Raw genomic sequence first — 14659 nt, 5'->3', positions numbered from 1 at the left:
TTAAAGCATATTTTCATCAACTTAGGCAGAATAATCTTCACAATGATTTTAAAAAATAGCCCTAGTAAGTATACAAATATATTTATTAAGGAATTAAATAGCCCTAATATTTTTATGCAAATTTTCGATATCAAAAAATCTATTGTTATGCAAACCTCTCAACCATTTTTCAATCACACCCACTTATCCAAGCAGGAATCCACTAATCCTATGCTCGCCATAGACCACTTCTGCGAACTATTCCCTCCAGCCACCTGTTCTATTACATAGAAGCAGACAGATCCCCATTGGTCCAATGGCGAAAAAAACCATATGATGATAAAACAGGAATGTTGATAGCGGACGTCTTTGACTATCAGATGGATTTTAAAAGAAAAGAGGAAACTCACTTCGCACACCAGGACATCGACAAAGCAGGGAAGATACTCGCCTTCATGATGGACTGGAATTTATTTGATGGCGCAGCCACCGATGAAACAGATGGCTTTCTCGACGATTACAGTTGCCCACCTATCGATACTTGGTTTCACCTCTTTAATACTTCTGATGGTCCAGTATTATTGGCCTGGATACCTGCCCCTTTTGTAGATCTGGTTCACGAAGGCATTGAAGTAAATATGGAAAAGTGCATTCAATGGTTAAATATCTCGTACCCTGATACACATGACCAGATAATAAATTCATAAAAAAAGCCCGGCAACTAAATGCCAGGCCCGTCAGTAAACCCTTACTTACTTTCACATAATCTTGTACCAGGGCAACCCATCCCAGCCTTTCGGATGGTGGATTGACGGGGTTATACTATTTCCAGTAATTTCAAACCAGGGAAAGGAGCTTCTGCCTTCCGGATGATGCGTGGTAGGATATAGCTTATTGTCCCTGACCTCATACCAGGGAAGGGAATTGGAGCCCTTTGCATGGTGTATGGTTGTAAAAACATTGTTTTCTCTGATTTCATATTCTGCTAATGAACGCCCACCATCAGGATGATGTAATGTTCTGTGGAGTTTCATGGTAATTGTTTTTTGAGTTTTTAAAAATATGGCTAACGGTTCTTTTGGGTCTACGAAACAGATATCAAATATAAGAAAGTATTTTGTTAGGAAAACATACTACACCTATTTAATTCTGTGTTCTCTTATTCCATAACCTTTGCCATATTCATTATCCAGTTCGAGCCTGTCATCTTCTTCAAGTATTCCGCGAAGCCTGGGAATATAAACGTAAAGCGACTTCTTTGCGCCTTCTTTTCCGCCCCATACATTCAGCAGAATATCTTCCATGCTAAGTGTTCTATTAACATTATCGTAAAGGTAAATCAACAGTTTACTCATATAAGGCGACAACTTCGTTTCAGTTCGAGGTCCGGTAAGTATTAAACTGTTTAAGTCAAGTTTAAATATCCCTATATCCTTCATTGTATTCTTTGATTAAGATGCAGATTTAGTAGGGCAGATAATTGTCTGATGTTGAGTGTTTTTGTGAAGTAGCCATTGCCACCACCTCTCCCAAATACTTCCGCAGCTACTATTGCAGGATCTTCGCCTGATAGAAACACAATAGGTACTTGTTTATCTGCATTTCTGATTCTTTCACCCAGACCGATTCCATCCAGATGCGGCATTTGGATATCCAGCAAACAACTATCAAAGCTCATCTGGTTGAAAAGCAGCCATGCCTGTTCACCGTCAAATGCACTGTGAACTTCAAAGCCATTTTGCTGTAAAACTTGTTTTACGATACGGGAGAAAAGGGTATCATCGTCTGCATGCAGGATGCGATATTTCATAAGATATTACTGTATTGTAAAAGAAATGAATCCCGACAAAAAGCACATTTTACAATTCGAAGAATGCTATACGGATAATGGTTGCGCTTATCTTTTTAGGCGTTCCTGCGATTGGTTGGTGTACCCTAAGGTTATCAAAATAATAACCATACACACAAAATAAGCGAGTAATTTTCTAAGTATGCCGGATTTTAAACAAAAAAGATTAAAACGCTGAAACACCCATTCTGAAAGGGATGCATCGGTTAATGGTTTGTTAATCGACACTTAATACAAGTTAAATAACACTTCTAATTTCATTAAGAATTCATTCACAAAAACCACCAGAAAATTACAAATAAGGAGATCACATCTTTCTCAAAAAAAGTGATGGCTAATCCTCCTCACTTATCTAGCTAAAAAATATTTTTCAAAAAAATTTGGAGATATTAAAAAAATATATCCATCTTTGCACTGTTAAAAAAATCATAAAACATGTACCGCTCAATATTACACATACAAACAAAAAACCGGTTTAGTCACGTGGAGGACTATACAAGGTGCGGGGCATGTTATGCTACAGAATAGTTGATAAAACGAATTCAATATAACATAAGCCCCGCAAGAGATTGCGGGGCTTTTTATTTGTATTTATAACGAAACAATTAAGCATGCAAACGCATATTCATAGCATACGGTTTAACTGTGATCATAACAAACAACTGTTATCGATATGGTATCCCTATGCAAAAAAATATCAACGACCCAGGTGTCAACGAACATAAGTAACTGCTTATGTACAACGTAAAAACCGGTCGTTATAAACGCCCGGTTTTTTTTGTGCAAAAAAACGGCCAGTAGCTCAACTGGTAGAGCATCTGCCTTATATGCAGCGAGTTATCGGTTCGAATCCGGTCTGGCCAACTTTTGTAAATGGTGCATGTAGTTCAATGGTGAGAATATCCGGCTGTGAACCGGAAGATCAGGGTTCAAGCCCCGCCTGCACCCCGAGAACCAATGTTGTTAACCCTGTTTGTTAACCCAAATTTTGTTCATCCAAAATGTGTTAACCCCAAATTTGTTAACCGGAAAGCGTGTTAACTCCCAAAACACTAACGGTAAAAGTGTTGTCAAAAAGAACGTTAACCCTAAAAGAGTATTAACCCCCAAGAGTGTTGTCGAAATGAGGTTAACCCCAAATTTGTTAACCCAAAAACAGGAAACCCCAAGGTGAGTACAGCGAAGCGGGAGTGTCGCAATGGTCTGTAAAACCATCGCCTTAACAGGCTTAGCAGGTTCGAATCCTGCAACTCACACTAAAAAGGATGTATAGCTCCAATGGTAGAGCAGCGGCTTGAAGTACCGCCAGTGCAGGTTCGAATCCTGCTTCATCCACCAGGTAAATGAAAAGCATTTACTAAAATCCTTCCCCAACGGGAAGACGAGAATTGATGTCGTTGAACGCAAACCAGGCAAGGGTTTCACAAAGCCCTGCAGTGCAGCCGTAGTAACGTGTTGTATGCTGTTGCCTCAAGACACTGCTCTCGCCCAAATCGTCTATGGGTCATGGGTTCGAATCCCGTCCGTCTGAAAAACGGTAGCTCAGCGGCAGAGCAATGGATAACTCCCTTTCAGGAGACAGTCTTAAAAACTGTTAAAAACTGCTACTGAAAATAGCAACCAAACAACAAACAAAAGCCAGGGCTGTAGGTCCAGCCACATCATCAAAAGGGTGATACCGGCAGTTTTGCCAACACCAGAAAACAGGTATATACATCATACCATTACCATCACTTAGCACTTCCGCCCTAACTGATGAATAACGGTAGATTGACAACTGTTTCCGTGCAGGCAGAATGGACAACAGCGCTGGCTTTTTTTAACAACCCCAAAAGAAAAGGAAAATGAAAAGAGTAACCATCAACGCCTACGAAAGAGGCTTGATATTTAAGAACGGAGCATATCAGCGAATGCTGCAGGAAGGCAGACACTGGCTGATTAACGAAGACGTGGAAATCTTCGATATCAACAAACCTTTTGTTGCTCCCCTGGAGCTGAACATACTCCTGCAAGACCCAGAAATCACCGCCGCTTTGCACGTAGTAGAAGTAAGCGAAACAGAAATTGTATTGCATTACGAAAATGGATTGCTGAAGCAGGTATTGACCGCAGGTAGATACACCTTCTGGAAAAATATGATCGACTACAAGTTTATCCGCGCGGATATCTCCAAGATAGCCATCACGGAAAACATAGACCGGTCCACACTTTGCCACCGGCTGGTAGCCCCTTATGTGAGGAGCTATAGCGTGGAAAGTCACGAACAGGCGATCCTGCTCATCGATGGTAAATATTCTATGACGCTGTATCCTGGCATCTATTTCTGGTGGAGGAATAACATCTCTATCACCATCTCTAAAATTGATACCAGGCAACTGCAGGCAGAAATCAATGGTCAGGAAATCCTGACCAAAGACAAAGCAGCACTGAGAATCAACGCATGGGCACAGTACCGGGTGGTAGATATCAACAAGGCCCTGTTGCAAAATAAGGACTACGAACGACAGCTCTACATCCTGTTCCAGCTGGCGCTGAGAGAATACATCGCCGTACTGAATTTTGATGAATTGCTGGAAAAGAAAGATGCACTGGCGCCTTATATCATGCAAGCTGTTACGCCTAAGGCGGAAAGCCTGGGTATCACCATCGCCAGCTTTGGTATCCGCGATATCATCCTGCCGGGCGATGTAAAGGAAATCATGAACCAGGTACTGGTAGCTGAAAAGAAGGCACAAGCCAATATCATCATGCGAAGAGAAGAAACAGCCAGCACCAGAAGTTTGCTGAATACCGCCAAACTGATGGAAGACAACCCGATGCTGTTTAAGTTGAAGGAAATGGAATATGTGGAAAAAATCGCAGAAAAGATCAACAGCATCAGCGTAAGCGGAAACGGTGTACTGATTGATCAGCTAAGGCAAATATTTATCCCTAAATAAGCGAAAAGGCACTACCAAAAGGGTGGTGCCTTTAGCCATTAATTCAGCATAATTTTTCTAGCTTTGCAGCATAAGCATAAATAAAATAATGGACGGACAATATAGAAAAGATGTATACCCAGGCCTGGAAGTGGCCATCATCCTTAAAAAAGATCAACGCAGCGGTAAAAAAACCTATGGTATCGTAAAGGATTTACTGACCTCTGCCGCCTATCATTCCCGCGGTATTAAAGTACGTTTGGAAGATGGACAGGTAGGCAGAGTCATTGAAACAGACGTAGTAGGGGACGAAGATTAAAGCAACTTCAAATCTTTTGTAATACGATCTATTTCCTCGTTTAAATTAGGGCCGATAGCACAACAGGTTTTAGTAGGCACCCCTCCAAATTCTGTTAACCCCGAATCTGTTATCAGCGTAGCATTTAACCCATCTTCAACCGCCTGTTGGTATACCCGGTCCAGGTCTTCTTCCGAGTCCACCGACAAACAAATTTTGGTAAACCCTTTCGTCATCCATTCAGATACTTCTTCCGGATTTCTCAGATTGGTTTGTAATGTATGCCCTTCGATCGTGGCATGCCGCGTTAGAAACGCGATAGAAGCATGCGCTCCCTGAGCAATCATTTTTCCCTTGCGCATGTTCAGATCCTTGCGCATCACTATTACCTGCTTAATTATCCTGGACGACATATGACTCCTTTTAAGCAGCTAATTTACAACATTACCAAATTACATACCCGACCTTTAAACGTGCATCCAGCGCATTAATAGCACCATTTTCATATTCTACCGGGCTAAACCTGATACCAAATTGGGCTTCAAAACTAAAGTGCTTACCCCAACTGCGCTGCATTCCCCAGGCAGGCACGAAATAAGCATAGTTACCTTCATAATAATCATTGGCAGCAATAGGATTAGCCATATAACCACCCCTCACCGTAAAAAAATTGCCGGAGTTATTGTCAATACGTTTTCCCTTCTTTTCGCGGCGTGCAATATTATAGTATTGTCTTATCCCAACTGAAAAATCCGGTACAATAGCATATCCCCAATCTGATCCCATATAATCACTGTAGGAATAACTCACCCCCATTCCAACTTCTGCATCCAGGTTAAGTGTGGTGAATTTTAACAATCGCAATTCGTAATTTGCACCCAATCCAAGAACGGAAAAATTTGCTCTCAGTTGACTCGGCTTTCTTTCTAAATTCTGCTGGGCGTTAACACGTAAAAAGGCAACTAACAATAACGCACTTAAAATGTGCCATTTCTTTGACATAGTATACAGTATATAGGTTATAGATTAAAAGCAATATAAGCCTTTCAACCGAAGCAGAAAAAGTCGTACTTTAATCTTTTCAAGTGTCCGGATAAGAATGCGAAACATACCCACGCTGAACGATGTACATCAACAATTTGCCGAGTATTTTGATATACCGGCGCTGAAACCGTATGCTTATCTACTATCAAAAAAAGGGAGCGAAGGACATATCTGTCTGCATCTCGATAAAATAAAAGAAGAACAGGAAAACCTGCCAGAGTCCTACCAGAAAATAGAAACCAGCAACAGCATCCTGGAAACCATTCCAGTAGTAGGTACGCATGGCAACGACAAACAACCTTTCGTTATTTATCAGAACAGGCTTTACCTGCAACGATACTTCAGGTATGAAACGGAATTTCTGCAACGCATCAAACAGTTCCTGGTAACAGAGCAGGCATTGCTGGCGGAAAGAATGGCATTATTGAAAAGCCAGCAACCACTGATCAGCAAACTGTTTAATACAGCTACCACTATCAATGATGATAACGATCCGGCCGACTGGCAGCTCGCCGCTGCCATCACCGGTGTATTAAATAATTTCACCATCATTACCGGTGGTCCGGGTACAGGTAAAACCACTACAGTGGCTAAAATCCTGGCCATCCTGTTTGCCACCGACCCCGCATTGAAAGTGGCGCTGGCCGCACCTACCGGTAAAGCAGCCGCCCGTATGGCGGAAAGTTTACGCAGCACCACCATTGAAGTAGATGCTACCATTACCGAAAAGTTCCGGCTACTGCAACCAGCCACTATTCACCGGTTGCTGAAGCCTATTAATGGCAGCCCATATTTCAGGCATAACAAAGACAACCCGCTCAACTACGATGTAGTCATTGTAGATGAGTGTTCCATGATTGACGTGGCCTTGTTTGCTAAACTGATGATAGCGATCCATCCTGGTACCCGCCTCATTTTGCTGGGAGATAAAGACCAGCTGGCCTCCGTAGAAGCAGGTAGCCTGTTTGGAGATCTCTGCCAGGCACAGGAAAAACTGAACCTTTTTACCGCTGCCCGGCGTCAGTTTATCAACAGTTTTATTGCAGATGAACAACGCCATATCCCTGCCACCCAAAACGCGGATAGTAGCCATCCACTATTTCAACACCTGGTGGAACTGAGGCGCAGTCACCGTTTTACCGGCAACACAGGCATTGGTAAATTTAGTAAGGCCATCATCGCCAATAATGTACCGGTAATACATTCTTTTTTCCCGCCTTCGGCAGATGAACAGGTAGTCATTGACCCTACTGCATCTGTAAAATTATTCGAAGACTTTATTGCCGGTTACGAAACATTTATAAAAGAAAAGGATATTCCCACGGCACTGAAGCTGCTAAATGCACAACGTGTACTCACCGCCGTGAGAGAAGGACCGCAAGGGCTGTACGCAGTCAACAAACAAATAGAAAAATATTTGCACGATAAACGGCTGATTCAGGCCAATACCGAGTTTTATCAAAACCGTCCGGTGATACTTACCCGTAACTATTATGAACACGGATTGTTTAATGGAGATACCGGTATTATACGGACAGATGAAAACGGGGTGCTCATGGCCTGGTTTGAAGACAGCACCGGGGCGCTGAAAGCGGTATTACCCGGCTATCTTACCCAGGCGGAAACGGCCTTCGCCATGACCATCCATAAAAGCCAGGGCTCCGAATTCGGAGAAGTACTGGTACTTTTGCCGGATACCACAGACGTGCCCATTCTTACACGGGAACTGCTGTACACCGCGGTGAGTCGTGCCAAACAGAAAGTGTATGTTCAGGGAACACCGGAAGTAATCCTCATGGCGGCAGAACGCTTTGTAGAAAGAGCTTCTGGCATTGCCTCCAGATTCAGAGAAGTAGACGCGCATGCAAATTAAATAACATGCTTCGGGAATGGCGGAGTCTAAACAAAGGATTTATCAATGGCATTGTTTTTAAAAGTTTCGAACTCACTCAATAGCTTATCATCCGGGTTGGCACAAGACCTGCAGGATGCGGGCAACAGTGTGTTTCAGCCTCACTATATTATTACCCAAACGGAAGGTATGAACAACTGGCTGAAACTCCAGTTGGCAGACCGCCTGGGCATTGCAGCCAACTGCCGCTTCATGAAGCCTAACGACCTGCTCTACCAGCTATATGTATTGCTGGGCGGGCCCTTCTCTGAAGTATTGTCCCCTCAGAATCTCAGCTGGCTGGTATTTAAACTCCTGGGGCAGGAAGAGTTCATGGCCAAATTTCCGAAAGTAGCGGCCTACTATGCAGAACAGCACGCAGAAAGTGACCTGAAACGCATGGCCCTCGCGGAAAAAGTAGCCGATCTGTTTGACCAGTACCAGGTATACCGCCCGGAAATGATCCAGGCCTGGACCAATACCAACACCCCGGAACTTTCCGGCGCCGGCTGGCAACACTGGCTCTGGGTAAAAGTAAAACAGCTCTCCGGCGGCGCTCTCCCGGATAAAACCATCGTGGGTAACTTTATCCTGGACACGCTACACAATACCGGGCACAATAAAGCAGCGCTCACTTCCCGTATGCCGGTAATCCACCTGTTTGGATTATCCATTATCACGGCCTACCACGTGAAGATCCTGCATGAACTATCCAGCTTCATAGATGTACATTTTCATATCATCAACCCCGCACCAGTGATGTTCTGGTTCGATGACCGCAATGAAAAACAACTGGCCCGCTGGCGGCAAAAAGGACTCAAAGAACTGGAAGAGTCCAAAGCCGGCAACGCCTTACTCACCGGCTGGGGCAGAGTAATACAGGACAGTTTCGGTCTTTTCTTCGCGTACGATGCATTCATAAATGCCTATGAGGAAATTGAAACTGTAGAACCCGATACAGACACCCTGCTACATAAAATACAACATGACATTTTCATAGCCGCTACCACGGCAGACAGGGAACGCATTTCCCAACAGGATATCAACGATGGTTCCGTTACCATCAACGCCTGTTATACCGTTGCCCGTGAAGTAGAAGTACTCTACAACTACCTGGTACACCTGGTAGCCCGGCGGCAGGAGCAACTGTCGCCCCGCGACATTGTAGTGATGGTAAGCGACATCGATGCCTACGCACCCTATATCAAGGCGGTGTTCAACAATGCGCCCTATCCGTTCAGGTATACCATCGCCGATGAAAGCTATACGGACAACGACAACCTCTTCAATGCCCTGCACGCTATTCTCACCATGAACGAAGAGAATTTTAAGGCAGAAGCAGTGATGCAGCTGCTGGACTTTTCGTACATCCGTAAACGCTTTAACCTGGAGGATCCCGTACTCATCCGCCGGATTATTGAAGCGGCCAATATCCGCTTCGGCATCAACGGTCACAAAAAAGATGAAACTCATTTCGTCAGCTGGCAATATGGTATTCAACGGATCATGTACGGCATCTGCATGAGCGGGGAAGAAGAATATGGCAGTGGGGAAGACAGCTTCTTCCCACTGGATATCACCGAAGGCAGCGATGCCCATGATGTCATCCGGTTTTGTCATTTTGCAGAAGTGCTCATGTCGTCTATCCTCGACAGGCGCCGTCCACGCACCATTGTGGAGTGGGTGGCCTATACGGAAAGAGTACTGCACAACATGGTATTTGAACCCGTAGAGGATGTGGATGAAGACTATAACACCCTGGTAAAACAGCTCACTGCCTACAATGCACTCAATGAGTTTATGAGTGAAAAAGTAACGTTTGAGGTGTTTAGTCACAGTTTCCTGGATACCCTCACCGGTAGCACCCGCGCTGGTTTGTTCGTAAACGGAGGTATTACTTTCTGCTCACTCATCCCCATGCGTAGTATTCCCTTTAGGGTGGTAGCATTGATGGGATTGAATTACGATAAGTTCCCCCGCCGGGAAAATAAATCCAGCTTCAACATCATGGAAGACAACCGGCAGAAAGGCGATCGTAATGTGAAAGAGAATGATAAACACCTGTTCCTGGAAACATTGCTCTCCGCCAGGGAATATTTATACATCAGCTATCTCGGGAAAAATGCAAAAGATAACGCCGACCTCCCGCCATCAGCACTGGTAGACGAACTGATAGATTATATAGAAGCAGGTACTGCCTCGCCGGAAACGGTGCGCAGTCAGCTGGTGACCTTACAGCCGCTGCAAAGTTTCAGCAGGAAATATGCTGGCACGGATGAACGTCTTTTTTCTTATCTGAGTACGAAAGAAGCCGCCACTGCATCCTTTCTCAATGAAAATAAAATCACGACTCCTTTAACCTTTGAAGAAATTACCCTTGAAGAAGTAATCAGCTTCTTCAAAAATCCGTTCCGGGCATACTACAATAAGGTGTTAGGGATTCGGTATAACGACAGTCAGCTGCTGCTGAACGAAACAGAAATTTTTGATCTGAATAAATTACAGCAGTGGTCTGTCAAAAATGAATTGCTGCCCGTTCCTGCGTCTGAACAAGATACACTGCAAACTGTGATGGTGAAAAAAGGTCGTCTACCACTCCGAAATATGGCTGCAGTGGCCATTCACCGGATGGAAGACCTGGTTGTGCCCGTTCGCAATTTATACGAAGCCTGTACACAAGGCACGACAGAAAAAAAGTTACCGATAGAACTATTTATCGATAACAGCTCGCTGAAAGGAAATATCCGGACATTTGATCATACGGTGTTACAGGTGTCATGGTCTAAACGAGAAAGCAAATACCTGGTGGAAGCCTATATCCGTTATCTCGCGGGCAGGGCGGCGGGAGTGATCACGCATCTCTGCTACATTTCAGGTACTAAAAAAGAAGACGCATTTGAAGCGGTGGCGCTCACACAGGAAGAAGCCACACGCCGCTTAACAGAAATTATTAAAGTATACAAAACCGGATTTACGCATATCATTTCTTTTTATCCGGATCTGGAAATTAGTGCGAAAGATGTACTCACCATAGATCTGAAGAAATTTAAAAGCAAAATTACCGGGTTGATTGACCGGCATGAAGCGCCGGATCCTTATATCGTGCAGGTATATGAACAGGGATTTTTTGACAGAGAAGAGGCACTGACCAGTTTCCTCGATGTATACGACTTGCTGATAGCGCCGTTGACAACATTGCTGCCGGCGTATTTTGAAAAACCAGATAAAGAGAAATGATCGATAGCATTATATATAAAAAGTTTGAGGCCACTACAGTACCACTGGAGGGCAGCAATCTGATTGAGGCCAGCGCCGGAACAGGGAAAACCTATTCCATCGCTATCCTCGTACTCCGGCTGATACTGGAGCAAAAGCTGTCTGTCAAAGAAATACTGATGGTAACTTTCACCCGGGCCGCCGTAGCAGAACTGGAAGAAAGGATTCGTCTTTTTATCCGGCAGGCGTATAAAGCCAGTATGGGTAAGGACATAGCCGATGAAAAAATACTGGACCTGGTGCTGGAAGTGATAGATCCGGAGGACCCGCTACCGGTACAACAACTGCTGCGCGATGCTATCCTGCTGCTGGATGAAACCTCTGTATTGACTATCCACGGCTTCTGCCAGCAAACACTGAATGAATACGCTTTTGAAACCAACCAGCTATTTGGCGCCCAAATGGTGCCGGACCTTACGCCGGTAGTGGAAAATGAATTGAATAAATTCTGGCGCAGAAATATCACCACGCTCAAAACCAGCCTGCTGGAAAGCATCTGGGAGGAGAAAATGAAAGCCGATCTGCAGAAAGTCATACAGGAGCATCTCAACGGAAAAAAATATATAGGCTACCGGGAAGACATTCCGGACACCATCAGCGAAGAACAGCAGGACAAATGGATCCAGGAAATGGATCAACTGGCTGCCAATGTACAAATTGCCATAGAAAAGCTGTACGAAGGCATTACTGCCAACAGTGCCCGGCTTATTGCTGCCTGTACTAGTAACCGGTATACCAAAAAGGAATGGCCGGAATTAGTAGCACAGCCGGAATTGCTGGTAAAAAAGATCCTCGCCAAAAGAAAAGATGCCAAATATATTGAAGCCGTTTTCCCGGATATTCTGGAAGAACTGGACAAAGTAGAAGAAATACGTCAGCAGCTCACCGAATATCAACAATCAATACGCCGTCACCTTTTCTATACAGCCATTAAAGAAGTGGGAGAGCAGGTACGTCTCTTTAAAGAACGCAGTAATATGATGGGGTATGATGACCTCATCAACAACCTGCATACAGCCCTGGTAAAAAACGGCAATCCGGATCTCATCGCTAATCTGCAAAACAAATACAAGGCGGTTTTCGTAGATGAGTTCCAGGACACCGACCGTGAGCAGTTTGAGGTATTTGATAAGGCCTTCGGCCAAAACACCACGCTGTTCTATATCGGCGACCCAAAGCAAAGTATTTACGCCTGGCGTAAAGCAGATATCTTCACTTACTTCAATGCCCGCAACGGCGTACAACAGGTGTATGACATGAATCAGAATTTCCGCTCTGCGGAAAACCTGATCCGTGCTATGAACATCTTCTTTGAACCTACTCCCGGCTTCGACACCTTCGACTTCGGAGGAGAAAGCGATAGCATTGATTATATCCCGGTGAACAGTCCGGAGAATAATACCAAAGGTTATCTGTTTAAAGGCAGCAGGAAAGAAGTACCCATAGAAGTTATTGCCTGCGATAAAAAAGAAACCATCTGCGAAGCAGTAGCAGCGCAGATAGCGCAACTATTGCTGGATAAGGACTACCGGATTGAAAATGACAAAGGTAGCCGCAACATTACCCCTTCAGACATAGGTATATTAGTACGCACAGGCCAGGAAGGGAAAGATATTAAACATGCCCTTGCAAAACTGGGCATACCAGCCGTGACCATCGATGAAGCCAGAGTGCTGAGATCAGGAGAAGCACAGCAATTACTGCATATCCTGGAAGCCATGGAAACGCCGGACCGATCGTCTATTAACCGCGCGCTGTTAGGGTCTTTCACCGGATACAATACCAGCACTATTTTGAAGCTGGACGATGAAACCATGCTGGACCTGTTCGGCAAATACCGCAACCTCTGGCAACGCGATGGCGCCTACACCGCGCTGATGGAATTCATTACCGATTTCAACGTACGCCACGTGTTACTCGATGGACATACCGAAAACGGAGAACGGATTATCACTAATCTCTATCAACTATCGGAACTGGTACACCAGGTGCAAAGCCGGAAAAACCTGTCTATGCGGGATCTTATTTCCTGGCTCAAACGCGGCATTGACGGCATGACTACCGATGGTGATGAATATGCCCAGCGCGTAGAAAGTGATGAAGAGGCGGTAAATATTGTCACCATCCATAAAAGTAAAGGGCTGGAATACAAAATTGTAATGGCTCCTTTCCTGGACTTCGTGGAATCACAAAACATTGAGTTTGTCAGCTTCCGCGACCCGGCAAGCGGCGATTACCTGGGCACACAACGTGCCCGTCTCTCAGAAGATCAACTGGAAGCCTACCAGCAACAACAAGAGCAGGAGAACCGCCGCTTAATTTATGTGGCCATCACTCGCGCGGTGTATAAATGTTACCTGTTTAAAAATAATTTCACCAAATTCAAAGATTCTTCGCTGGCATTTTTCCTGAAAGCATTAGCCGTAGCGAATCCGGATCCCTCGCTGATACAGCTGCAGGGAGCTATTCCGGCTACAACAGAACAAACTTACCGGCAGCAAACTACCAAAGGTAAACTGGCAGTCAACCGCGCTCCGGTAGCCTTCCATCTGCTGGAACAAAACTGGCGCAAGATGAGCTATACCATGCTGGCCGCCAAACCCGAACACCGGCCACGTGTACGCTCTTTCCAACAAACAGATCCTTACGATAATTTCATTTTCACCACGCTACGCCGCGGTGCTAAAACAGGAAACCTGTTGCACTTCATTTTTGAAAGCATCAATTTCTCCGATAACAGCAAATGGGATCATTGGCTGGAAGAAGCTATCCGCCGATTTGTACCGGGGCAAAGAGAAGTATACCTTGAACGGTTACACGAAATGTTACAGCATGTGATGTATACTCCCATTCACATAGCAGGCAATACTTTCCAACTGGCATCTGTAGGGCGTCAGCAGCGGCTGGCAGAATTTGAATTTGATTTCCCGGTACCGGTATTTCAGGCAAACCTGCTCAACAATCTTTCTGATGACCAGGTGAGCGTGAGTGTAAAACGTTTCTCTGAATATAGCAGCCAGGAACTGGAAGGAATCATGAACGGGAAAATTGACCTTTTCTTTGAATACCACGGTAAATATTATATCCTCGACTGGAAATCAAACTATCTGGGCAACAGTGTGGCGGATTATGACAAAGAAGGACTTGCAGCGGCGATGAATGAAAGTAATTATCACCTGCAATATTTCATATACACGGTAGCTGTAAAAAAATACCTGGAAAGCCGCATTCCTGGCTTTGATTACGAAAGACAGTTTGGCGGCGTTATCTATTGCTTTGTGCGTGGTGTCAGAAACACCAGTGGGCAAGGCATTTTTACCGCCAGGCCCAATTTGAAAAAGATACAATTGCTAGAATCCTTGCTAACAAAAAAAAATACCCATAGCCGTTAACATTATCGCTAA

The 14659-nt window shown here is 44.6% G+C and carries 11 protein-coding genes and 4 tRNA genes; 10 read left to right on the top strand and 5 right to left on the bottom strand.

Features of this window, described 5'->3' with window-relative positions:
- Positions 1-329: 329 nt before the first annotated feature.
- Positions 330-686 carry a hypothetical protein gene (locus AB4Z08_RS06610; RefSeq protein ID WP_441572941.1) on the top strand — a complete coding sequence of 119 codons (357 nt, stop codon included), beginning with the start codon at positions 330-332 and terminating at the stop codon, positions 684-686.
- A 51-nt stretch (positions 687-737) separates the two neighbouring features.
- On the opposite strand, the gene AB4Z08_RS06605 is transcribed toward AB4Z08_RS06610, so the two are convergent.
- From AB4Z08_RS06605 to AB4Z08_RS06595, 3 genes are all read right to left on the bottom strand, one after another.
- On the bottom strand, positions 738-1013 hold the full coding sequence (locus AB4Z08_RS06605; RefSeq protein ID WP_441572940.1) for a hypothetical protein: 276 nt from the start codon (positions 1011-1013) through the stop codon (positions 738-740).
- A 105-nt stretch (positions 1014-1118) separates the two neighbouring features.
- The gene (locus AB4Z08_RS06600) at positions 1119-1418 is read right to left on the bottom strand and encodes a winged helix-turn-helix domain-containing protein (RefSeq protein WP_441572939.1); all 300 of its coding nucleotides are present in this window, start codon (positions 1416-1418) and stop codon (positions 1119-1121) included.
- Entirely contained in the window at positions 1415-1789 is a 375-nt protein-coding gene (locus tag AB4Z08_RS06595; protein WP_441572938.1) for a response regulator, read from the bottom strand. The genes AB4Z08_RS06600 and AB4Z08_RS06595 overlap by 4 nt, the downstream gene beginning before the upstream one ends.
- Positions 1790-2619: 830 nt before the next feature.
- Between AB4Z08_RS06595 and AB4Z08_RS06590 the strand changes: the two genes are divergently transcribed.
- From AB4Z08_RS06590 to AB4Z08_RS06565, 6 genes are all read left to right on the top strand, one after another.
- Positions 2620-2692, top strand: a tRNA-Ile gene (locus AB4Z08_RS06590).
- Positions 2693-2703: 11 nt separating this feature from the next.
- Positions 2704-2776, top strand: a tRNA-His gene (locus AB4Z08_RS06585).
- Between the two features lie 222 nt (positions 2777-2998).
- A tRNA-Tyr gene (locus AB4Z08_RS06580) sits at positions 2999-3084 on the top strand.
- A gap of 7 nt (positions 3085-3091) precedes the next feature.
- A tRNA-Phe gene (locus tag AB4Z08_RS06575) sits at positions 3092-3166 on the top strand.
- Between the two features lie 506 nt (positions 3167-3672).
- Positions 3673-4767 (top strand): slipin family protein, encoded by a 1095-nt coding sequence (locus AB4Z08_RS06570; protein WP_441572937.1) that lies wholly within the window; start codon positions 3673-3675, stop codon positions 4765-4767.
- Positions 4768-4855: 88 nt separating this feature from the next.
- Positions 4856-5065 carry a YwbE family protein gene (locus AB4Z08_RS06565; protein ID WP_441572936.1) on the top strand — a complete coding sequence of 70 codons (210 nt, stop codon included), beginning with the start codon at positions 4856-4858 and terminating at the stop codon, positions 5063-5065.
- Here the strand turns inward: AB4Z08_RS06565 and pth2 are convergent.
- The gene (pth2, locus tag AB4Z08_RS06560; RefSeq protein ID WP_441572935.1) at positions 5062-5457 is read right to left on the bottom strand and encodes an aminoacyl-tRNA hydrolase; all 396 of its coding nucleotides are present in this window, start codon (positions 5455-5457) and stop codon (positions 5062-5064) included. The genes AB4Z08_RS06565 and pth2 overlap by 4 nt on opposite strands.
- A gap of 31 nt (positions 5458-5488) precedes the next feature.
- A complete protein-coding gene (locus AB4Z08_RS06555) occupies positions 5489-6046 on the bottom strand; it encodes a hypothetical protein (protein WP_441572934.1) in 558 nt (185 codons plus the stop codon).
- 97 nt (positions 6047-6143) lie between these two features.
- Here AB4Z08_RS06555 and recD point away from each other — a divergent pair, with 97 nt between their 5' ends.
- From recD to recB, 3 genes are read left to right on the top strand one after another with little or no spacing between them, the layout of a single operon-like run.
- Complete coding sequence (recD, locus tag AB4Z08_RS06550) at positions 6144-7961, top strand: exodeoxyribonuclease V subunit alpha (protein WP_441572933.1); 1818 nt, start codon at positions 6144-6146, stop codon at positions 7959-7961.
- 45 nt (positions 7962-8006) lie between these two features.
- Positions 8007-11216 (top strand): exodeoxyribonuclease V subunit gamma, encoded by a 3210-nt coding sequence (gene recC / locus AB4Z08_RS06545; protein ID WP_441572932.1) that lies wholly within the window; start codon positions 8007-8009, stop codon positions 11214-11216.
- Positions 11213-14647: an exodeoxyribonuclease V subunit beta gene (gene recB / locus AB4Z08_RS06540; protein WP_441572931.1), complete on the top strand. Its 3435-nt coding sequence runs from the start codon at positions 11213-11215 to the stop codon at positions 14645-14647. The genes recC and recB overlap by 4 nt, the downstream gene beginning before the upstream one ends.
- Positions 14648-14659: the final 12 nt, after the last annotated feature.

It is taken from the genome of Chitinophaga sp. RAB17 (assembly GCF_052114225.1).
Lineage (GTDB): Bacteria > Bacteroidota > Bacteroidia > Chitinophagales > Chitinophagaceae > Chitinophaga.
This window is presented reverse-complemented; position numbering and strand designations above follow the sequence as displayed.